This window comes from Gordonia sp. 'Campus' (assembly GCF_022206305.1).
Classification (GTDB): domain Bacteria; phylum Actinomycetota; class Actinomycetes; order Mycobacteriales; family Mycobacteriaceae; genus Gordonia.
In genome coordinates, this window is sequence record NZ_JAKOIW010000012.1 from 51,428 (window position 1) to 71,245 (window position 19,818).

Annotated in this window: 16 protein-coding genes; 9 read left to right on the forward strand and 7 right to left on the reverse strand. The window is 68.4% G+C overall.

The features are described 5' to 3' along the window. Positions 1 to 22: 22 nt before the first annotated feature. Positions 23 to 1,270: an NUDIX hydrolase gene (locus MAY35_RS14200; protein WP_238421947.1), complete on the reverse strand. Its 1,248-nt coding sequence runs from the start codon at positions 1,268 to 1,270 to the stop codon at positions 23 to 25. A gap of 261 nt (positions 1,271 to 1,531) precedes the next feature. On the opposite strand from MAY35_RS14200, the gene MAY35_RS14205 reads away from it, so the two are divergent. Then, on the forward strand, positions 1,532 to 2,974 hold the full coding sequence (locus MAY35_RS14205; protein WP_238422031.1) for a CCA tRNA nucleotidyltransferase: 1,443 nt from the start codon (positions 1,532 to 1,534) through the stop codon (positions 2,972 to 2,974). A gap of 24 nt (positions 2,975 to 2,998) precedes the next feature. Here MAY35_RS14205 and MAY35_RS14210 read toward each other — a convergent pair whose 3' ends face one another. Next, entirely contained in the window at positions 2,999 to 3,913 is a 915-nt protein-coding gene (locus MAY35_RS14210) for a diacylglycerol kinase family protein (RefSeq protein ID WP_238421948.1), read from the reverse strand. Positions 3,914 to 3,961: 48 nt separating this feature from the next. Between MAY35_RS14210 and MAY35_RS14215 the strand changes: the two genes are divergently transcribed. Together MAY35_RS14215 and MAY35_RS14220 are read left to right on the forward strand one after the other, a co-directional pair. Next, a complete protein-coding gene (locus tag MAY35_RS14215) occupies positions 3,962 to 4,546 on the forward strand; it encodes a TetR/AcrR family transcriptional regulator (RefSeq protein WP_238421949.1) in 585 nt (194 codons plus the stop codon). A 36-nt stretch (positions 4,547 to 4,582) separates the two neighbouring features. Then, on the forward strand, positions 4,583 to 6,115 hold the full coding sequence (locus tag MAY35_RS14220; protein ID WP_238421950.1) for a glycerol-3-phosphate dehydrogenase/oxidase: 1,533 nt from the start codon (positions 4,583 to 4,585) through the stop codon (positions 6,113 to 6,115). Between the two features lie 22 nt (positions 6,116 to 6,137). Here the strand turns inward: MAY35_RS14220 and MAY35_RS14225 are convergent, their stop codons facing one another. Next, positions 6,138 to 7,229, reverse strand: coding sequence for an aminotransferase class V-fold PLP-dependent enzyme (locus tag MAY35_RS14225; protein ID WP_238421951.1), 1,092 nt, complete (start codon positions 7,227 to 7,229; stop codon positions 6,138 to 6,140). Positions 7,230 to 7,338: 109 nt separating this feature from the next. Here MAY35_RS14225 and MAY35_RS14230 point away from each other — a divergent pair, with 109 nt between their 5' ends. Beyond that, a complete protein-coding gene (locus MAY35_RS14230; protein ID WP_238421952.1) occupies positions 7,339 to 7,887 on the forward strand; it encodes a hypothetical protein in 549 nt (182 codons plus the stop codon). On the opposite strand, the gene MAY35_RS14235 is transcribed toward MAY35_RS14230, so the two are convergent. After that, on the reverse strand, positions 7,868 to 9,202 hold the full coding sequence (locus MAY35_RS14235) for an MFS transporter (RefSeq protein WP_238421953.1): 1,335 nt from the start codon (positions 9,200 to 9,202) through the stop codon (positions 7,868 to 7,870). The two genes, MAY35_RS14230 and MAY35_RS14235, sit on opposite strands and share 20 nt — an antisense overlap. A gap of 164 nt (positions 9,203 to 9,366) precedes the next feature. Between MAY35_RS14235 and MAY35_RS14240 the strand changes: the two genes are divergently transcribed. Beyond that, on the forward strand, positions 9,367 to 9,960 hold the full coding sequence (locus tag MAY35_RS14240) for a YqgE/AlgH family protein (protein ID WP_238421954.1): 594 nt from the start codon (positions 9,367 to 9,369) through the stop codon (positions 9,958 to 9,960). A gap of 157 nt (positions 9,961 to 10,117) precedes the next feature. Next, positions 10,118 to 12,166, forward strand: coding sequence for a CocE/NonD family hydrolase (locus MAY35_RS14245; RefSeq protein WP_238421955.1), 2,049 nt, complete (start codon positions 10,118 to 10,120; stop codon positions 12,164 to 12,166). 8 nt (positions 12,167 to 12,174) lie between these two features. Here the strand turns inward: MAY35_RS14245 and MAY35_RS14250 are convergent, their stop codons facing one another. Together MAY35_RS14250 and MAY35_RS14255 are read right to left on the reverse strand one after the other, a co-directional pair. Continuing rightward, positions 12,175 to 13,182: a bile acid:sodium symporter family protein gene (locus tag MAY35_RS14250; protein WP_238421956.1), complete on the reverse strand. Its 1,008-nt coding sequence runs from the start codon at positions 13,180 to 13,182 to the stop codon at positions 12,175 to 12,177. Positions 13,183 to 13,237: 55 nt separating this feature from the next. Then, complete coding sequence (locus tag MAY35_RS14255; protein ID WP_238421957.1) at positions 13,238 to 13,750, reverse strand: SdpI family protein; 513 nt, start codon at positions 13,748 to 13,750, stop codon at positions 13,238 to 13,240. Between the two features lie 107 nt (positions 13,751 to 13,857). On the opposite strand from MAY35_RS14255, the gene leuS reads away from it, so the two are divergent. After that, the gene (gene leuS, locus MAY35_RS14260; protein ID WP_238421958.1) at positions 13,858 to 16,764 is read left to right on the forward strand and encodes a leucine--tRNA ligase; all 2,907 of its coding nucleotides are present in this window, start codon (positions 13,858 to 13,860) and stop codon (positions 16,762 to 16,764) included. Between the two features lie 3 nt (positions 16,765 to 16,767). Here the strand turns inward: leuS and MAY35_RS14265 are convergent, their stop codons facing one another. Next, positions 16,768 to 17,100 carry a TfoX/Sxy family protein gene (locus tag MAY35_RS14265; protein WP_238421959.1) on the reverse strand — a complete coding sequence of 111 codons (333 nt, stop codon included), beginning with the start codon at positions 17,098 to 17,100 and terminating at the stop codon, positions 16,768 to 16,770. Positions 17,101 to 17,172: 72 nt separating this feature from the next. On the opposite strand from MAY35_RS14265, the gene MAY35_RS14270 reads away from it, so the two are divergent. Beyond that, complete coding sequence (locus MAY35_RS14270) at positions 17,173 to 18,369, forward strand: acyl-CoA dehydrogenase family protein (RefSeq protein ID WP_238421960.1); 1,197 nt, start codon at positions 17,173 to 17,175, stop codon at positions 18,367 to 18,369. A 130-nt stretch (positions 18,370 to 18,499) separates the two neighbouring features. Then, a complete protein-coding gene (locus tag MAY35_RS14275; protein ID WP_238421961.1) occupies positions 18,500 to 19,747 on the forward strand; it encodes an amidohydrolase in 1,248 nt (415 codons plus the stop codon). The last annotated feature ends 71 nt before the right edge of the window (positions 19,748 to 19,818 follow it).

Consider the following 19,818-nt stretch of genomic DNA (forward strand, 5'->3'; position numbering starts at 1 on the left):
TTCGGGAGACGAAGGGTGCGGCTCAGCCATCGCCGGCCGCAGGCCGTCGGGGACGGCGTCGGCGCCGACGAGGACGCACCGGGGGCGGTGGCTCGTTGCGGCGCTGGTTGCGTGCGGCGGCGGCTTTCTCATAGGCGTTGGGTTCGGTCCGGATGCTCTCGGCCTCGGACTGCGCCAACCGTGTCGGGTCGGCGGCGAGATCGGCGATCACGCCGCGGGCCATCCGGGCGAGACGTCGCTCGTCAGAGTACGTGAGACGACGCGGCAGCTCGTGTAACGGCACCCAGGCCACCTCGGAGACCTCGTAGTCGGCGTCGGAGAGCTCCCCACCGGTGCACCGCAGGAGGTAGTGGTGCACCGTCTTGTGGATGCGGCGACCCTCGCTGACAAACCAGTAGTCGATCTTGCCGAGGGGGGCCACCACGGTGCCCTGGATGCCGGTCTCCTCCTCGACCTCCCGGATCGCGGTCTGCTCGGCGGTCTCACCGGTCTCGATGTGACCCTTGGGCAACGACCACATCGTTCGACCGCGTCGGTCGACCCGACCGATGAGCGCCGCGGAGAGTTCGTCGATCGGCAGCTCGAGGTCGGAGATGACGAGCCCGCCCGCCGACGTCTCCCGCACCGTGCGCAGCTTCTCGCCGCCCCGTTCGGAATGAGAGCGGTCGGCGTGTGTCTTCTCCGGGTGGGTCCGGTCTGCCGGCCGGTCGGTGTTCCGGTCGTTGCGGGCGCCGCGTCGACGGTTCTTGGCGGTCTTGCCACCTGCCTGGGTGAGACCCGTCTTGGTGAGTTTCGCCGTCACCGAGACCATGTCCGACGGCTTCGGTGGCGTGACGCGCGGCCGTGCACGGTCGGGATCGACGGGAAGCTTGTCCACCGATTCGGCCTCGACGGGGTCGGGGCAGGCGGGGTCGGCGGCGCGGGCACGCGCGAGGTCGTTGGGCGTGGGGTGATGCGTGGAGGGAGCGGGCTCGGACGCCGGATTGTGGGCGGTCTGCTTGTGGCCGCCCGGCCGGTGCCCTCCTTGTTTGTGGCCCGCCTGTTTGTGGCCCGGTTGCTTGAGACCGGGCTGCTTGTTCTGCGGCGCGGACCCGTGCGCGGTGGTCGCGCCCCGGGCCTCGCCCTTGCGGCGGCCGCGGCGTCGACGGCCGCGACGGGAACGGCGTCCCTGACCGGCCGGGCCCTGATCCCCCTGGCCTGCGTCCTCGCCGTGCGCACCCGACGAGACGCCACTGACGTCTGAAGGGTTGGTCGAGGAATCGGTGGACACTCCACGATGCTAGCGGCTGGTCACCTGCTGTTTGGCCGGACGCCTCGTAGGCACGGAGGTTGTGGATATCCGCACGCGAGACGTGCCGGACTGGTGTAAGGGGTCGACGACGAACCGTGTGGGCGCCGCCGTGGCGCTCTCGTCGTGACGTCGCCGCGTGTCACGACGGTAGGGTGACAAGCCGTGAAGAACTCTTCGTCGGGAGCCGCGCCATCGGGGGCAGCACCTTCGGACACGGTGTCGGCGGGCGGCCGACCCGCCGTGTCGGATCCGGAGCGGCGCACGCGTCTGCTCGCGGCTGCTGCGATAGCGCTGCGCGATCTCGACGACGTCCTGGTCCCGCTCGGCGACCTGTTCGCGACCGCGGGGCACGAGCTGTACCTGGTCGGCGGCTCGGTCCGCGACGCAGTGCTGGGGCGGCTGGGCAACGATCTCGACTTCACCACCGACGCCCGCCCTGAGCAGGTGTCGCGCCTGCTCAGAGGCTGGGCGGATGCGTTCTGGGACGTCGGCATCGAGTTCGGCACGGTCGGGGTCCGCAAGGGTGACCATCTCATCGAGATCACGACCTTCCGCGCCGACTCCTACGACCAGGTCAGCCGCAACCCCGAGGTCACCTTCGGTACGACGCTCGACGACGACCTGGTCCGTCGTGACTTCACCGTCAACGCGATGGCCGTGCGCATCGGGGCTTCGGGGACCCAGGACTTCTGTGACCCGCTCGACGGCATGACCGCCCTGCTCGCCGGCGTCCTCGACACTCCCGCGACGCCCGAGCAGTCCTTCGGCGACGACCCGCTGCGTATGTTGCGGGCCGTTCGTTTCGTCTCCCAGCTCGGTTTCGGGCTCGCGCCGCGTGTGTGGCAGGCGATCACCGAGATGAACGGTGAGATCGATCGCATCACCGCCGAGCGTGTGCGCGCCGAGCTGGACAAGCTGATCTGCGGCGAGTTCCCCATCGAGGCCATCGATGCGATGGTCGAGACGGGTCTGGCCGACCGGGTGCTGCCCGAGGTGCCGGGTATGAAGCTGACCATCGACGAGCATCACCAGCACAAGGACGTCTATCAGCACTCGCTGACCGTGCTGAGGCAGGCAATCGACCTCGAGGACGGCGACCCGGACCTGGTCCTGCGCTGGGCGGCACTGCTCCACGACATCGGCAAGCCCGCGACGCGCCGCCACGAGCCGGGCGGCGGGGTGAGCTTCCACCACCACGAGGTGGTCGGCGCGAAGATGGTGCGCAAACGGATGCGCGCACTGAAGTATCCGAAGGCGGTCGTGGCCGACGTCGCCCAGCTGGTCTTCCTGCACCTGCGGTTCCACGGCTACGGCGACGGGGCATGGACCGACTCCGCTGTGCGGCGCTACGTCACCGACGCCGGTCCCCTGCTGGACAAACTCAACAAGCTGGTCCGGGCGGACTGCACCACCCGCAACAAGCGTCGTGCCCGCCGACTCCAGCAGAACTACGACGACCTCGAGCAGCGCATCGCCGATCTCCAGGCTGCCGAGAACCTGCAGAAGGTACGGCCGGACCTCGACGGCAACGCCATCATGGAGCTACTCGGGGTGCCGCCCGGCCCGATCGTCGGGCAGGCGTGGCGTCACCTCAAGGAACTGCGTCTCGATCGCGGTCCGCTCAGCCGCGACGAAGCCGAGGAGGCATTGCGGGAATGGTGGGCCGCGCGCAGCAGCGAGTGATGCTTTCCGCGGCGTGCCGGGTCCTCATCGGCTCGATGCCGGTGCGAACACCTCGATCGCGTGGGGCACGGCCTCGAAGACCGCGGGCAACTCCCCGACGAGATCGCCGTCGACCGAGACCAGTGCGGGCGGATCGCAGTACAGCTCGACCTCGGAGCCACGCATGGTCCGCACGTTGGGACTGTCGATGTGCTTGCCCGAGAACACTTTCGGGAACACGCGCGCGATGGTCCAGCGGGCCATGCGCGCCGGGTTGAGCGCCAGGGTGACGTCGATCTCGCCATCGGTGACCGACGCCTGCGGCGTGATCTTCATACCGCCGCCGTAGGACGTGGTGTTGCCGATCGCGGCGAAGATGAGATCGGATTCGACGGCCTGATCGTCGACGCGCACCTGGTAGTGCCGCGACCGCAGCCGAACGAGCTCCCACAGGGCGGCGAGCGTATAGCGCGCCTGGCCGCGTGGCCATCGCATGTCGATGGCGCGGGCGGTGACCGCCGCGTCGAAGCCCGTGGCCGCGACCGTGCTGAACAACGCGGTCTGACCGTCGGGGAAGCTGACCCGACCGAGATCGATGGCGCGCCGGTGACCGGCGAGGATGACCTCGACGGCCTCGGCCAGGTCGTGCGGTATGCCCAGGTTGCGGGCGAAGTCGTTCCCGCTGCCGGCCGGGATCACGGCCAGCGGCTTGCCCGAGCCGATGCTGGCCTCCACCGCGAGACGTACCGTGCCGTCGCCCCCCACGACGACGAGGACGTCGGTGTCGCCGCGTGCTGCTTTGCCCGCGAGGTCGGCGGCGTCGGCGATGTCCTCCCCGACGATCACCTCGACCTCGACGTCGTGTGCACGCAGGAGTTCCGCTGCCTGATGCGCGACGCGCAGTCCGGTCCCGTGGCGCGCGTATGGACTTGCCACGAGAGTGGCGTGTTCGATTGTCATGTGCTCGGCCCCCCGCCGATTGAGTGATCCGTTACAGTGTTACACATCATGGCAATCCGTAACGAGGAGATCGGCGATCTCGTCCTGAACGCGGCCCGGATCTGCCTGCTGCGCAGCGGCGGGCGCAAGGTGACCGTGTCCGAGGTCGCACGGCAGGCAGGCGTCAGCCGACCGACGGTGTATCGCCGGTGGCCCGACATCAGCGAGATCATCCGCGGCCTGCTCACCCGCGAGGTGCTCGGCATCGTCGAGAAGACGATCGTCGACACCGGCGATCCCGCCGACCTCGACTCCCTGGTCGATCAGGTGGTGTCGGTGGTCGGGGCGCTGCGGGACAACGAATTGATCGCGTCGTTGTGGCGCGAGCAGCGAGACTTCATGTCGCCGTACGTCTTCGAGCGTCTCGGCACGAGTCAGCAGAGCGCGCTGGCGATCCTGGCCGACATGCTGTCGAAGGGTCAGGAACAGGGACAGGTTCGATCCGGCGATGCCAAGCGGATGGCGGCCATGGTCCTGTTGATCGCGCAGTCGTTCCTCCAGTCGGGCGCGCTCGTGTCCGACATCCTCGCGGAGGGATGGAGCACCGAACTCCACGGTGTGGTCTCCGGTTATCTCCGCCCGGTCGATGAGTGAGCGCGCGACCGTCGACGACACGGCGGGGTTCTGCTGATGGCGACACTCTCCGCGACGACCCGGGCGCGCGCCCTCGATCGACTCGCCTCGGGTGACCGGGTGGATCTCCTGGTGATCGGCGGCGGGATCACCGGGGTGGGCGTCGCGCTCGACGCGGCCACCCGCGGGCTGAGCGTTGCGCTGGTCGAGAAGGACGATCTCGCGGCGGGCACGTCGCGGTGGAGCAGCAAGCTCGTCCACGGCGGGCTGCGCTATCTCGCGAAGGGCGACATCCGCGTCGCACGCGAGAGCGCGATCGAACGGCATCACCTGATGACCGCGATAGCCCCGCATCTGATCGCCCCCCTCCGGCAGATCATCCCCGACCGTGGCGGCCGGCAGGCCTCCATCATCCGGTTCGGTCTCCGTACCGGTGACCTGCTGCGTCGCCACGCCGGCACCCCTGACTCGGTTCTACCGCCGCCCGCACAGCTCTCCCCGGTGGAAACGCTCGGACGCTGCCCCACCCTGTCGCCGGTCGGTCTGCGCGGCGGGATCTCCACCGCTGACGGCCAGCTTATCGACGATGCCCGGCTCGTCGTCGCCCTCGCGCGGACGGCGGCCGGATACGGGGCCTCGATCGCGACGCGCACACGGGCCGACCGGGTGGACGGCCGCGGGGCCACCCTGACGGATCTGCTGACCGGGGAGAGCTTCGACGTCGGCGCCCGCATGGTCGTCAACGCCACCGGCGTCTGGTCCGGTGACGTCGACCAGTCCATCGCTGTGAGCCCCAGCCGCGGAACGCATCTCGTCGTGGACGCGGCATCGTTGGGGCATCCCTCCGCGGCACTCACCGTGCCCCTGGGCAGTTCGGTCTCGAGGTTCATCTTCGTCGTGCCCGCACAGCTGGGCCGTGTCTACATCGGCCTCACCGACGTCGCGGCGCCCGGACCCATCCCGGATGTGCCGATGCCCGACTCGTCGGAGATCGATTTCCTCCTCGACGCACTCAACCCGGCGTTGTCCCGGCCGATCGAGCGGGCCGACATCCTCGGGACGTTCTCCGGTCTGCGGCCTCTGGTCGACACCCGCGCCTCGTCGGATCGGGGCGCGTCCGAGGCGCTCGCCGATGTCTCACGCCAACACCATGTGCGGACGCGCGGCGATGGCCTCGTCAGTGTTCTCGGCGGGAAGCTCACGACCTACCGGCGGATGGCGCAGGATGCCGTCGACGCAGCGCTCGCGACAACCGATCTCGCGGCAGGCGAGTGCGTCACGACCACCACTCCCCTGGTGGGGGCAGTGCGGAACCCCGGTGAGCGCGCACTGCCCACATCGCTCGTACAGCGTTTCGGTGGTGAGGCGCCGGCCGTCGTGGAGGCGGCCGCGACCCTGGACCGTCCGCTGGAACGGATCACCCCCGACATCGACGTCACCCGCGCCGAGATCGCCTTCGCGCTCACCCATGAGGGCGCGCTGGACGCCGATGACATCCTGCACCGACGCACCCGTATCGGGTTGGTGCCGGCCGACGCCGACGCCGCCCGGCCGGATGTCGAGAAGATCATCGGCGAGGTGACGGGCTGAGCGTCGATCGAGCCCCGGCCCGTCAGTAGCCCATCGTGCGCAGGGCGTCGGCGACGCGGTCGAGTTCGTCGCGCCGCACGTCGAGGTGCGGGCTGAGACGGAGCACCGGGTGTTCGGTCGCGAGCGGGGCCCGCCAGGTGTCGGCCGCGGTGACGAGGACGCCGAGGGACAGCAGTTTGTCGCGTGCCGCGGCGACATCGCCGAACTGCCACCCCGGCGGCGGAGCGAGCGTCACGAGGGCGGACGGCTCGTCGATCGGTTCGAGGACTTCCCAGCTCGCGATGCCGTGGAGCCGCTCGCGGGTGGCCTTGCCGATCCTCGCGAGTTCGCGGAACACCCGCTGCTGACCGATGTCGAGCAGTTCGCGGACGGCGACGCCGAGCCCGAGACGTCCCGCGATGAAGGCCTCCGAGCCGTCGATCTGCACCGGACGCAACGAGTCCCGGCGCACGGCGACGAACCCGACGCCGCGCGGCCCGGTGAGCCACTTGCGGCTGGTGCCGTAGACGACATCGGCTCCGGTGACGGTGGGGACGTGCCCGACCGACTGCGCCATGTCGACGACGACCGGCACGCCGGCGCGGTGGGCGAGTTCGACGATGCGCGTGACCGGCTGCACCACACCGGACATCGAGCCGATGTGGCAGACGTGGATGAAGTCGGGCTGCTCGAACTGCAGCATGTTCTCGAGTGCGTCGGTGTCCACGTGGCCGTAGACGTCGCCGCCGGGCATGGTGCGGACGGCGTAGCCGCGACGTTCGAATTCCTCGAGGTTGGGCCCGAACTCGTTCTTGGCGACCCACACCGTCGACGTGACGGGCAGACTCCAGTTGGTGAGCAGGGCGCGCAACGCGGCGCGGGCACTCTCGCGGAAGACGATCTCGTCACCGGTGTGGCCGATGAGTGCCGCGAGGTTCCTTGTGTCACGCGCGATCTCGTCGGCGCGATCGTCGGCGGCGACATACGATCCGCGCTCGGTCTCACGCCACAGGTGCGCGGTCATCGCGCCGATGAGCGCGTAGGACGAGCGGCCCGCCGACGCGGAGTCGAGGTGTGCCAGGGCGGGCTCGAGTCGTGCCGCGTGCCACTGCTCGCCGAGATCGCTGACGTACATGCGCCACAACCTACCGGGTGGCCACCGGCACGGTCATCCGCCGGGTGGGTGCGGATCCCGCCCGACGCGGACCGGGAACCGATCGGCCGCGCGCTGCGTCCAAGACCCCATGGAGCCGGTGATCGAGTACTTCTTCGGGTCCGGCGACGGTTCGCTGACCCGCTGGTCCTCGCCGGTGGACCTCACCCTCGGCAGCACGCCCAACACAGCCGATGCGGTCCTGCTCGACTTCGACGGCGACGGGCGCCGAGACGATGCCATGTGGGACACCGACGCCGACGGAGTGGCCGACGTGGCGGCGCTGGACGTCGACGACGTGTCCGGACCCGATGCGTTCTACCGCGACTCCGGCGCTGGTCTGTGGGATCGTCCGGTGGGGCGCGACGACATCGGCCCCGGAGCATCTCCGCCGGTGTCCGACCCCCCCGCGGAACGGCCGGGATCCCGCGCGCTGGGGCTGGATCTCGACGACGACGGTGACGTCGATGCGGAACTGGTGGGCACGGAGAAGGCGGGAAGGATCGTCGGCTCGAGCCTCTATGTCGACTCCGACGGTGACGGCGTCCACGATGTGATGCTGACCGATCTGAACGGGGACGGTGTGGCCGACACTGCCTACGACCGCCGGGATCCCCGATTCACGCGGCGGGATCGGTGATGGCGTGACGAGTCTTCGCGTCTCCGGACGAGGTGTCGCCTCGCGGATGCAGCATCCGCACCACCAGGATTCCGACGAGGTACAACACCACACCCAGCACGACGAGGCCCGCCGCCCGTCCGTCGTCGGGGATCGCGAGCGCGGCCACGGTCACCGCACCCACGTAGGCGATGTTGAAGACGGCGTCCTGGACGGAGAAGACCTGACCGCGGACCGCGTCGCCGACGTCGACCTGCATGGCGAGATCCCCGCAGAGCTTGGCGATCTGCCCGATCAGCCCGAGGACGAAGGCCGACCCGCAGATCACCGCGAACTCGAACGTGAGCACGGTGAGCTCGGCAACCGCGCCGGCCGCGAGCGCGCCCAGCAGGGTCGCGTACCGGCCGACCCGTGCGACCGCGATCGGCGTGACGACAGCGGCGAGAAAGGCGCCCACCCCGGTGAACCCGATGACGACGCTGACCCGGTCGAGACCGTCACCCGGGCCCATCTGCCGGGTCAGCACCAGGATCATCAGCGTGTTCATGCCGAACACCAACCGGTGTGCACCGATCGCGGACAGCGCGGCGGCGACAGTCCGGTGGTGGACCACCGCGCGGATGCCGTGCCAGAGCCCCACCGAGACCGCATGCATGGCCGATCGTCCCGGGTCGTCGGGCTCGTCCGGTCCGAGCTGCAGCGGACGGAATCCGTGGGCCAGACCCCCCGACACCACGGCGAGCACGATCCCGGCGAGCATGGTGAGCGCACTGCCCACGTTGTCGTCCCCGAACACGGCACGCAGCCCCAGCGTGATGCCGAGCCCCACACTCAACATCGCGCCGCCGAGTGTGGTGAAGAGAGCGTTCGTCGCCACGATGACGTCGCGCCGCGCCACATGGGGGAGTCCCGCCGACAGCCCCGCCGCCACGAATCGGCTCGCGCCGGTGGCGGCGAGCGCCGAGACCAGAACGACCCCGTCCGGCGCACCCGATGCGACGGCCAGCGCCACGAGCCCGATGATCACGCCGCGCAGCAGGTTGGCGTACAGCAGCACATTCCGTCGATCCCAGTGATCGAGGAGTGCTCCGGCGAACGGGCCGATGAGTGAGTACGGCAACAGCAGTACCGCGAGGCCGCCCGCCACCGCGAGGGGGTCCGCGTGCCGTTCGGGATTGAACAGGATGCTGCCGACGAGTGCGGCCTGGAAGATGCCGTCGGTGATCTGACTGGACAGGCGGACCGAGAGGAGTCGTCCCAGACCTGGTGAAGAACGCAGCGAATGGATGAACACCGACCACCCGCGCGGCTCGCGGGCGGACCGGGTGCTGTTCACTGATTCAGGGTACAGAGCCGGCGCGGGGTGCAGAGGCCGAGCGTCGGCCCCCCACTGCGCGAACGTGCGATGATGGTCGGGTGGCCGGAGGTGATGACGCAGACGATCCCACACCGGAATTCCGCCCCGGAGACCACGCGGCGGAAGGCGGTGGTGGAGGCCGTATGCCCGGCGTCCCCTGGGATGCGGATCCGTCACCGCGGGTGCGTCCCGGCTCGGTGCTGATCGCCTCCGTCGATCTCACCGAGCCGACGTTCGCCCGGACGATCATCTACATCATCGAGCACAACGACGCCGGCAGTCTGGGCGTGATCCTCAACCGCATGAGCCAGACCGCCGTGCACAATCTGCTTCCGCAGTGGACCGACCTCGCGGCCTCGCCGCGCGCGCTGTACATCGGCGGGCCGGTCAATCAGGAGGCGGCGCTGTGCCTCGGCGTCGTGAAGCCCGGCGTCGCGATCGACGACGTGCCGGCCTTACGACCGGTCGACGGCCGGGTCGTGCTCGTCGACCTCGACGCCGATCCCGAATCTCTCGTCGAGGCTTTGGACGGTGTGCGGATCTTCGCCGGGTACAGCGGCTGGGGGGCGGGACAGCTCGACGACGAACTCGACCAGTTCAGCTGGATGGTCGCCTCGGCTCTCCCCCGCGATCTGCTCGCCCCGCCCTCGTCCGACGTGTGGTTCGACGTGCTGCGTCGGCAACCGTGGCCCAAGCCGCTGCTGGCCACACATCCCATCGACCTCAGCGTCAACTGATCGGCCGCATCACACGGTCGGACCCCGAGTGATGCTGAGCGTTCACTGAGAGGCCCGGTGACCCACGTCACCGGCCGGGTGTTAGGTTGTGGACGCTTGATCGGAAAACCGTCGGCTGCGCATCGTGAGACCGGCGGACTCACACGCGGGGGTGTGCATGAGCGGGTCGAAGAGCATTCGGGTTCTCGTCGGTGTGGTGCTGGGGATCATCGCCCTGGTCGCGCCGATCGCTGTCGCGGGTGCCGCGCCGGCCGGCCCGAGCGGAGGTGCCGACGCAGCGCGGTGGCAGGCGAGCCACGACGGCCCGCAACCGTACGCGGGAGTGAATGTCACGTGGGACGTGCCGATCCGGATGAGCGACGGGACGGTCCTGCGCGCCAATGTGTACCGCCCGGCCGACGCCCGCGAGCGCCCCACGTCGACGAAGACGCCGGTGATCGTGAACATGACCCCGTACACCAAGCTGATCACCACGGTCGGTTCGGCTGTTCTGCAGAACCCGGTTCTCGAGCCGTATCTCCTGCAGTTGGCCCGGTCGATCAACCTGTCGGGCACTCCCATCGACGGGATCACCGACATCGCGGAGACGATCCGCGACGGCGGGGCCAAGACCTTCCTCGTGGACTTCGACCTCGTTCGCAGCGGTTACACGCAGGTCGTCGTGGACGTGCGCGGAACCGGCTTCTCGCAGGGCGTCTGGGACGTCTTCCAGTCGCGTGAGCAGCGCGACACCATCGAGGTCATCGACTGGGCGTCGAAGCAGCGGTGGTCCAACGGCAAGGTCGGCATGTCGGGTGTCTCGTACTCGGCGATCAACCAGATCCAGGCCGCGAACAAGAACCCCGAGGCCCTGAAGGCGATCTTCCCGGTCGAACCCGGCGGAGATCTCATCCGCGACATCGTGGCGCCCGGCGGCGCGCTCGGCGTCGGCTTCCTGCCGCTGTGGCTGACGCTCGTCAACACGACGAAGATGATCCCGAATGTCGCGTCGATGCTGAACGGCACCTTCGACTGGAAGTGGCTGGCCGACCGCATCTCCGATCCCTTCACGTTCTATCCGCAGCTCTTCGCCGCTCTGCTCACACCGGACATCCCGTCGGTGCCGCCGAACCTGAAGGCGTTGTTGGAGAACGGTTCCGAGCCCAGGTCGTCGTGGCTCGACCATGCCGATCGGATCAGCACACCGACGATGATCTACGGCGGTTGGTTCGACCTGTTCACCAACAGTGAAGTGCGCATGTACAACAAGATCCCGCTGCCGCCGGGCCGGAAACAGCTGATCATGGGCGACGGTTACCACCTGACGATCGGTGGTGGTCAGGAGGGGCGGCGCGGAACCCCACCCCGGTTGGACGTCCTGCAGAAGGCCTGGTTCGACAAGTGGCTCAAGGGAATCGACAACGGCATCGACTCCTACGGTCCGGTCAACCTCAAGCAGGTCGGCGATGCGTGGATCACCGCTAAGCAGTTCCCGCGGGCGGGTATGGAGCGTCAGCGCCTGTACCTGAGTGACCGGCGCAGCGGGACCGCCGCGCACGCGGTGCGGGACGGAAGTCTGACCACGGCGGCGCCCGGGTCCCGTGCGCGCATGACCATCGCTCCCGGTCTGGCGACCATGTGCTCGCGCGACGCGGCCCAGCAACTGGCGGGTGCGCTCGCGATCTTCCCGTTCTGCGCCGACGACGCGCGCATCTCCGAACGGGCGGCACTGACGTTCACCACTCCCCCGCTGACGACGACGCGCAGTGTGTCGGGATACGCCAACGTCCGTTTGAACACGGTGCTCGACGCCACCGACGGATACTGGACCGCCACCCTCAACGACGTCGCGCCCGACGGCACGTCGAAGGTGCTCACGTCCGGTCAGGTCATGGCGTCCCTGCGCGGATACGACCCGGCGGCATCGCAGTTCGCCCCCAACGGCGACGTCATCGACCCCTTCTACGACCTGACCCTGGCCTCACGCCAGCGGGTCGCGCCGGGCCGCCCGGTCAGCGTCGACATCGGCCTGCTGCCCACCGAGGCGATCATCAAACCCGGTCATCGCCTGCGGATCGACGTCTTCTCGATGAACTTCCCGCGTGGTCTCCCGCTGCGTCCGCTGCTCAACGAGTCGGGTCTGCGGCCCCAGCACATCCAGCTCGATCCGAACCGGCCGAGCTTCGTGAACCTCCCGCTGTCGACGCCGGTCGGTGCGACCCGGTAGCAGGGAGTTCAGCCGGCCGAGCCCGCCGCCTCGACGGCGTCGGCCTCGCGCCCGTAGCGGGTGGCCAGCCACGAGCAGATCATGAGCTGGATCTGGTGGAAGATCATCAGCGGTAGGACGATGAGTCCGACGCTGCTCCCCGCGAACAGGACGGTCGCCATCGGCAGACCGGTGGCCAGGCTCTTCTTGGTGCCGCAGAACTGGATCGCGATGGTGTCAGCACGATCGAAACCGAGCCGGCGCGGCACCCACCGGGTGATCGCCAGCATGACGATGACGAACAGCAGCGAGATCACGGTCACGGCGATGACCTGCCACACGCCAACCGTCGACCAGATGCCCTGGGCGACGCCCTCGCTGAACGCCACGTAGACGACGAGGACGATGGCGCCGCGGTCGGCGAGCTTGGTGATCTTGGCGTGCCGGGTGAAGAACGGGCCGACCCATCTGCGGGCGAGCTGACCGATGAGGAACGGCACCAGGATCTGGGCGATGATCTTGAGCACCGACGCGGCGTCGATGCTGATGTCGCCGCTGGTGCTCATCAGCGCCACCACGAGCAGCGGGGTCAGAAAGACGCCGAGGATGTTCGACGTCGACGCGCTGACGATGGCGCCGGCGATGTTGCCCCGGGCCATCGAGGTGAACGCGATGGACGACTGCACCGTCGAAGGGACGAGGCAGAGGAAGAGGAGCCCGGCGTAGAGGTCCTCACCGATGAGCGGCTCGACGACCGGCTTGAGCGCCAGGCCGATGAGTGGGAACGCCACGAAGGTGAACGCGAGGATCGTCAGGTGCAGCCGCCAGTGCTTCAGTCCCTCGAGTGCCTCGCGGGGATGCAGTCGCGTGCCGTACAGGAAGAACAGGGCGGCGATCGCGGCGACCACGACCCAGTCGAGTGCCTCCGCGGCGGTACCGCGAACGGGGAGGAACGCGGCCACGACGACGGCGACGATGATCGCGAGGATGAAGCCGTCGACCGGCGAACGGTCCAGGAGATTCTTGAGAGTGCGCATGGGTGTGCCCTCGAAAGGTGGTGGGGGTGAGACGCGTGGGGTGAGACCGAAGAGCTCAGGCCTGCGCGGTGTCGCCTGCGCAGACTCCGCGCAGCGAGCACGCACCGCAGCTGCTGGTACCGCAGTCGGCGGCGGGATCCGACGTCCCCTGGTCGGCGGGCCCGTGGTCGTGGGCATCACCGCCCGAGCAGCAGGAGCAGCCTTCGTCGTCGGCCGGGACGGTGGCGGCGGCACGTACGGCGATACCGCTGACCAGCCCGATCACCACGAGCGCCACGACGAGCGCGACCAAACCGAATGCCAGTGCCCACCCGGTCGATACCGCGAGGGTGGCGATGCCGCCGAGCACGAGGATGGCGCTCGCACCGAGCGTGCCCGGTGCCGCGACCCGGTTGGCGACCCGGAACGCCTCGTCGGAGCGCATCGTCTCGCCGGAGCGGACACCCGCCCAGCGGTTGCGCGGCAGTGTGCCGCGAAGGCCCCGGATTCCTACCACGACCCAGAGTCCGGCCAGCACGAAGAGCAAGACGGCGACGGCGACGGGCAGGGCGTTCACGACCCACAGCATACGACCGTGCGTCGTACGGACCGAATCGGAGCGTCGGCGACGGCTCCGGACGTGGCGCCGAGCGACCGGATTCACAGCCGGTCCGGCGCAGGATTTACCCTGGTCGCGTGACTTCAGCTGAGACCAAGGGCAGCGGCTCGGCCGGGACGACCGGAACCGGCACCGCCGACACCACCGCGCATCGATACACCGCAGCGGTCGCCGGTGACATCGAGCAGCGCTGGCAGCAGACCTGGTCCGACGAGCACGCCTACGAGGCGCCCAATCCGGTCGGACCGCTCGCCGGTGACCTGTCTGCCTTCGGCGGCGGCGGTGCCGACGCCGCGGACAAGCTCTTCGTGCAGGACATGTTCCCCTACCCGTCGGGAGCCGGACTGCACGTCGGGCACCCGCTCGGCTTCATCGCCAGCGACGTCTTCGCGCGCTACCAGCGCATGACCGGCAAGAACGTGCTGCACACAATGGGCTTCGACTCCTTCGGCCTGCCCGCCGAGCAGTACGCGGTGCAGACCGGCACGCATCCCCGCACCACCACCGAGCAGAACATCGAGCGCTACCTCGGCCAGATCCGCCGCCTGGGTCTCGGCCACGACGAACGACGCCGCGTGGCGACCACCGATGTCGAGTTCTACCGATGGACCCAGTGGATCTTCCTGCAGATCTACAACGCCTGGTACGACGCCGATCAGGGCAAGGCGCGACGCATCTCCGAGTTGGTCGACGAATTCACCTCGGGCGCACGGCCGTTGACGGGCACGTTCGAGGGCCGCGCGTGGGCCGACCTCTCCCCCGCCGAGCGGACCGAGGTCATCGACGACCACCGCCTGGTCTACCTGAGCGACTCGCTGGTCAACTGGTGCCCGGGCCTGGGCACCGTGCTGGCCAACGAGGAGGTAACCGCCGACGGTCGCAGTGATCGCGGCAACTTCCCGGTCTTCCGAAAGCACCTGCGTCAGTGGATGATGCGAATCACCGCGTACTCCGACCGGTTGCTCGACGACCTCGACCTGCTGGACTGGCCGGACAAGGTCAAGACCATGCAGCGCAACTGGATCGGGCGTTCGCGCGGTGCCCAGGTGCGCTTCGACGTGCCGGGTGTCGGTGAGATCGAGGTCTTCACCACCCGTCCCGACACCCTGTTCGGCGCCACCTACATGGTGCTGGCCCCCGAGCATCCCCTCGTCGGCGAATTGACGACCGCCGCATGGCCGGACGGAACCGACGAGCGCTGGACGCGCGGCGGTGCGGATCCCGCGGCAGCGGTGGCGGAGTATCGAGCCTCGATCGCCGCGAAGTCCGATCTCGAACGCCAGGAGAACAAGGAGAAGACCGGCGTCTTCACCGGCAGCTTCGCGGTCAATCCGGTGAACGGCGAACAAGTTCCGGTGTTCATCGCCGATTACGTCCTGATGGGTTACGGCACCGGCGCGATCATGGCGGTCCCGGCCCACGACGCCCGAGATCACGAGTTCGCGACCGTCTTCGGTCTGCCGATCCGCGAGGTGATCGGGTCCGACACCGACGTGCAGACGGAGGCCTATGCGGGCGACGGCCGGTTGGTCAACTCCGGCTTCCTCGACGGCATGGACGTCGAGACCGCGAAGGCGGCCATCGTCGAGCGCCTGGAATCCGACGGTGCGGGTACCGGGAAGATCCAGTACAAGCTGCGCGACTGGCTGTTCGCCCGGCAACGTTACTGGGGTGAGCCGTTCCCCATCGTGTACGACGCCGATGGTCAGCCGCATGCGCTGCCGGAATCGATGCTGCCGGTAGAACTCCCGGAGGTCGACGACTACGCACCGGTGTCCTTCGATCCGGATGACGCCGACAGTGAGCCCTCTCCCCCGCTGGCCAAGGCCACCGACTGGATGACCGTCGAACTGGATCTCGGCGACGGTGTCCAGACCTACACGCGTGACGCCAACGTCATGCCCCAGTGGGCGGGCAGCTCGTGGTATCAGCTCCGTTACATCGATCCCACCAACTCGGACACGTTGTGCGCCAAGGAGAACGAGGCGTACTGGATGGGCCCTCGTCCGGCGCTGCACGGCGAGAACGACCCGGGTGGGCTGGACCTGTACATCGGCGGCGTCGAACATGCGGTGCTGCATCTGCTGTACTCGCGGTTCTGGCACAAGGTGCTGTTCGACCTGGGTTACGTCACCAGCCGGGAGCCCTACCGAAAGCTGTTCAACCAGGGCATGATCCAGGCGTACGCCTACACCGATTCCCGTGGCATCTACGTGCCGGCCGAAGAGGTCACCGAGGAGAACGGACAGTTCTTCTACAACGGTCAGCCGGTGCGCCAGGAGTACGGCAAGATGGGCAAGTCGCTGAAGAACTCGGTGGCGCCCGACGACATCTGCCGGGACTACGGCGCCGACACCCTGCGTGTCTACGAGATGTTCATGGGGCCGCTGGACCAGTCGCGCCCGTGGGCGACCAAGGACGTCGTCGGCTCACAGCGCTTCCTGCAACGCATCTGGCGACTCGTCGTCGACGAGGAGTCCGGCGCGGTGCGCGTCGCCGACACCGAACTCGACGACGACACGAAACGCTTGCTGCACAAGACGATCGCCGGTGTCCGCGACGACTACGACGCGCTGCGGAACAACACGGCGGTCGCCAAGCTGACGGTGCTGACCAACCACCTGACCAAGAACTTCGAGAAGACCGGCGCCCCACGCGAAGCCGTCGAATCACTGGTGATCATGCTGGCGCCGCTGGCGCCGCACATCGCCGAGGAGCTGTGGCATCGCCTGGGTCGAGGTGGTCTGGTCGTGCACGGTCCCTTCCCCACCCCCGATCCGAAGTGGCTCGTCGAGGACACCGTCGAGATCCCCGTTCAGGTCAAGGGCAAGGTCCGCAGCCGGATCACGGTGGCCGCCGACGCCGACGAGGACACACTCCGTGCCACCGCGCTCGCCGACGAGAAGATCGCCGCGATCCTCGACGGTGCCGAGCCGCGCAAGGTCATCGTGGTGCCCGGCCGGATGGTGAACATCGTTCCGTAGGGACTACTTCGGCGGCAGCTTTCGTGCGGAGTCGGCGCCGATCGCGACCCAGCGGGAGAGTTGCCGGTCCGTGGTGACCCCTTCGTCGGCGACGCGCAACCAACCGCGCGTCTCCCGGCCGGACATGACCATGGGCGAGGTGTGCGCGTACTCCAGCAGGCTGTCGGTCTCCTCCGGCGGGACGCGCACCAGGATGCCGCCCTTGCCGCTGGCGGCGACGGCCATGTTGCCGTGGATCAGGAACGCCAGCCCACCGAACATCGACTTCTCGTCGACACCGCATTCCGTCGCCATCAGTGCGCGGATGCGGTAGGCGAGTTCCTCGTCGTAGGCCACCGGTCCAGGCTATTCGTCGTCGGAACCGGCGAGGGACTTGGCAACGAACTTACCGGGCAGTAAGGTAACGACATGGCGATCAACCTGGAGCTCCCGAAGAAGTTCGATTCGACGGTCGAGCGCACCCACATGGCTGCCGAGCATCTCTTCCGGCCCATCTCGCGCAAGTACGACAAGGCCGAGCACGAGTACCCGGTTGAGCTCGATGAGCTGGCCAAACTCGCCAAGAAGGGCCGAGGCTCGGAGAAGTCCGCCGACTCCGAGACCGCATCGGAGAACGACGCGCCGTCGGTGAACGGCGCCAACATGCGCGGGCTCCTCTCCGCTCTCGAGATGAGCTGGGGCGACGTCGGCCTGCTCCTGTCGATCCCCGGCCAGGGTCTCGGCAACGCGGCGATCGCCGCGGTGGCCACTCCCGAGCAACTCGAACGGTTCGGTGACGTCTGGGCGGCGATGGCCATCACCGAGCCCAGCTTCGGCTCCGACTCGGCGGCGGTGACCACGACGGCCACCCTCGACGGCGACGACTACATCCTGAACGGCGAGAAGATCTTCGTGACCGCCGGTTCGCGGGCCGACCACGTGGTCGTCTGGGCCACCATCGACAAGACCGTCGGACGTGCGGCGATCAAGAGTTTCGTCGTGCCGATGACGACCGACGGGGTCACGGTCGCGCGTCTCGAGCACAAGCTCGGTATCAAGGCCTCCGACACCGCAGTCGTTCGGTTCGAGAATGCGCGCGTGCCCGCCGAGAACCTGCTCGGCTCCCCCGAGATCGACACCAAGAAGGCGTTCGGCGGGGTCATGCAGACCTTCGACAACACCCGGCCGGTGGTCGCGGCGATGGCCATCGGTCTGGGCCGAGCCGCGCTCGAGGAACTGCGCCGGATGCTGGAGGACGCGGGTCACGAGATCGACTACGACAGCCCGGCCGCGGGTCAGCACGCCACCGTCGCCGAGTACATCAGGCTCGAATCGGATTGGGAGGCATCGTGGTTGCACACGGTGCGCGCGGCGTGGATGGCCGACAACAAGCAACCGAACTCCGCCGAGGCCTCGATGTCCAAGGCCAAGGCCGGCCGGACCGTCACCGAGATCACCAACAAGGCGGTAGAAATCGGTGCGACAGCGGGCTTTTCGGAGACCTCGCTGTTGGAGAAGTGGGCGCGGGACTCCAAGATCCTCGACATCTTCGAAGGAACGCAACAGATCCAGCAGCTGATCATCGCTCGACGGGTGCTGGGCAAGAGCTCTGCAGATTTGAAGTAGCAGTCCGCGATTCGCGAAACCTAATGCGGTAACACGGCACATCTCGAACCGTCGAGTGTGACGATGGGGGAGGAAGAGGGCCGAGGCACGCGCCCTGACCGAACACTCCATCCATCGGAGGTGGTGTGGCATGACCGCACCCGACGACATCGCTGTCGACCCGTCACTGATCGACCTGTACAAGGACCTGCACCGCAACCCAGAGCTCGGCTTCCACGAAGACAGAACGGCGTCGATCGTGGTGGACCGTCTCCGATCCGCGGGCTTCGACGTCACCACCGGGGTGGGGAAGACCGGCGTCGTCGGTGTCCTCCGAAACGGGGAAGGGCCGACTGTCCTGTCCCGGGCCGACATGGATGCGTTACCCGTCCGGGAGGACACCGGACTCGACTACGCCAGCACGGTCACGGCCACCGACGACGACGGCAAGTCGGTTCCGGTCGCCCATGCGTGCGGGCACGATCTGCACACCACGTGCCTTCTGGGTGCAGCGGCTGTACTGGCCGCGGACACCTCGGCGTGGTCCGGCACCCTCATCGTCGTGTTCCAACCCGCCGAAGAGCTGGGAGCCGGAGCGCAGGCGATGGTCGACGACGGCCTGTGGGAACGCTTTCCGACACCGGACGTCGTTCTCGGACAGCATGTGTCACCGCTCCCGGCGGGCAAGATCGCCGGCCACCCCGGCGCGTCGTATGCAGGGTCGGATTCGTTGCGGATACGTCTGGTGGGGCGAGGCGCCCACGGTTCGATGCCGGAGGCCTCCGTCGATCCGATCGTACTGGCGGCCTCGACGGTACTGCGATTGCAGACCGTGATCTCGCGCGAGATCCCGAGCACGGCCACGGCGGTGCTGACCGTGGGGTCGATCCACGCGGGGGATGCCGCGAACGTCATCCCCGGTGAGGCCGAGCTGCAACTCAACATCCGCAGCTATGACGAGGCTGTTCGGCACCGGATCCTCGACAGTGTCGAGCGCATCGTACGTGGCGAGGCCGCCGCGTCGGGGGCACCGGGTGAGCCGACGATCACCGAGATCGAACGCTTTCCGGTGGTCACCAACGACTCCACAGCGCTCGCCAAGACCCTCGGTGCGTTCGCGGACTGGCTGGGGCCGCACAACATCCTCGATCCGGGCGCGGGCGCGGGCAGCGAGGACGTCGGCATTCTCGCGACGAGTTGTGCAGCGCCGCTGTCGTACTGGTTGCTGGGGGGCGCGGACCCGACCCTGTTCACCACCGGGGACATGACGGACCCCGCCCTGCTGAAGGTGCCGTCGAATCACAGTCCCCACTACGCGCCGGTGATCGACCCGACGCTGGCGATCGGGGTGCGCGCCCAGGTTGTCGCCGCACAGACCTGGCTGGGTCCGGCCGCCTGACAGGTCGCGGTGCCGGAGACCTCACACCCGGTACCTCACACCCCGGGTACCTCCCTCCCCGAAGTCCTCAC

Excerpts from the sequence above, each read along its gene's own strand:
- MAY35_RS14255 (WP_238421957.1), bottom strand. The coding sequence starts at position 13,750 with ATGCTGTGGGTCGTGAACGCCCTGCCCGTCGCCGTCGCCGTCTTGCTC.
- MAY35_RS14275 (WP_238421961.1), top strand. The coding sequence starts at position 18,500 with ATGACCGCACCCGACGACATCGCTGTCGACCCGTCACTGATCGACCTG.
- MAY35_RS14215 (WP_238421949.1), top strand. The coding sequence starts at position 3,962 with ATGGCAATCCGTAACGAGGAGATCGGCGATCTCGTCCTGAACGCGGCC.
- MAY35_RS14250 (WP_238421956.1), bottom strand. The coding sequence starts at position 13,182 with ATGCGCACTCTCAAGAATCTCCTGGACCGTTCGCCGGTCGACGGCTTC.
- MAY35_RS14225 (WP_238421951.1), bottom strand. The coding sequence starts at position 7,229 with ATGTACGTCAGCGATCTCGGCGAGCAGTGGCACGCGGCACGACTCGAG.
- MAY35_RS14240 (WP_238421954.1), top strand. The coding sequence starts at position 9,367 with ATGCCCGGCGTCCCCTGGGATGCGGATCCGTCACCGCGGGTGCGTCCC.
- MAY35_RS14245 (WP_238421955.1), top strand. The coding sequence starts at position 10,118 with ATGAGCGGGTCGAAGAGCATTCGGGTTCTCGTCGGTGTGGTGCTGGGG.
- MAY35_RS14210 (WP_238421948.1), bottom strand. The coding sequence starts at position 3,913 with ATGACAATCGAACACGCCACTCTCGTGGCAAGTCCATACGCGCGCCAC.
- MAY35_RS14220 (WP_238421950.1), top strand. The coding sequence starts at position 4,583 with ATGGCGACACTCTCCGCGACGACCCGGGCGCGCGCCCTCGATCGACTC.
- MAY35_RS14270 (WP_238421960.1), top strand. The coding sequence starts at position 17,173 with ATGGCGATCAACCTGGAGCTCCCGAAGAAGTTCGATTCGACGGTCGAG.
- MAY35_RS14230 (WP_238421952.1), top strand. The coding sequence starts at position 7,339 with ATGGAGCCGGTGATCGAGTACTTCTTCGGGTCCGGCGACGGTTCGCTG.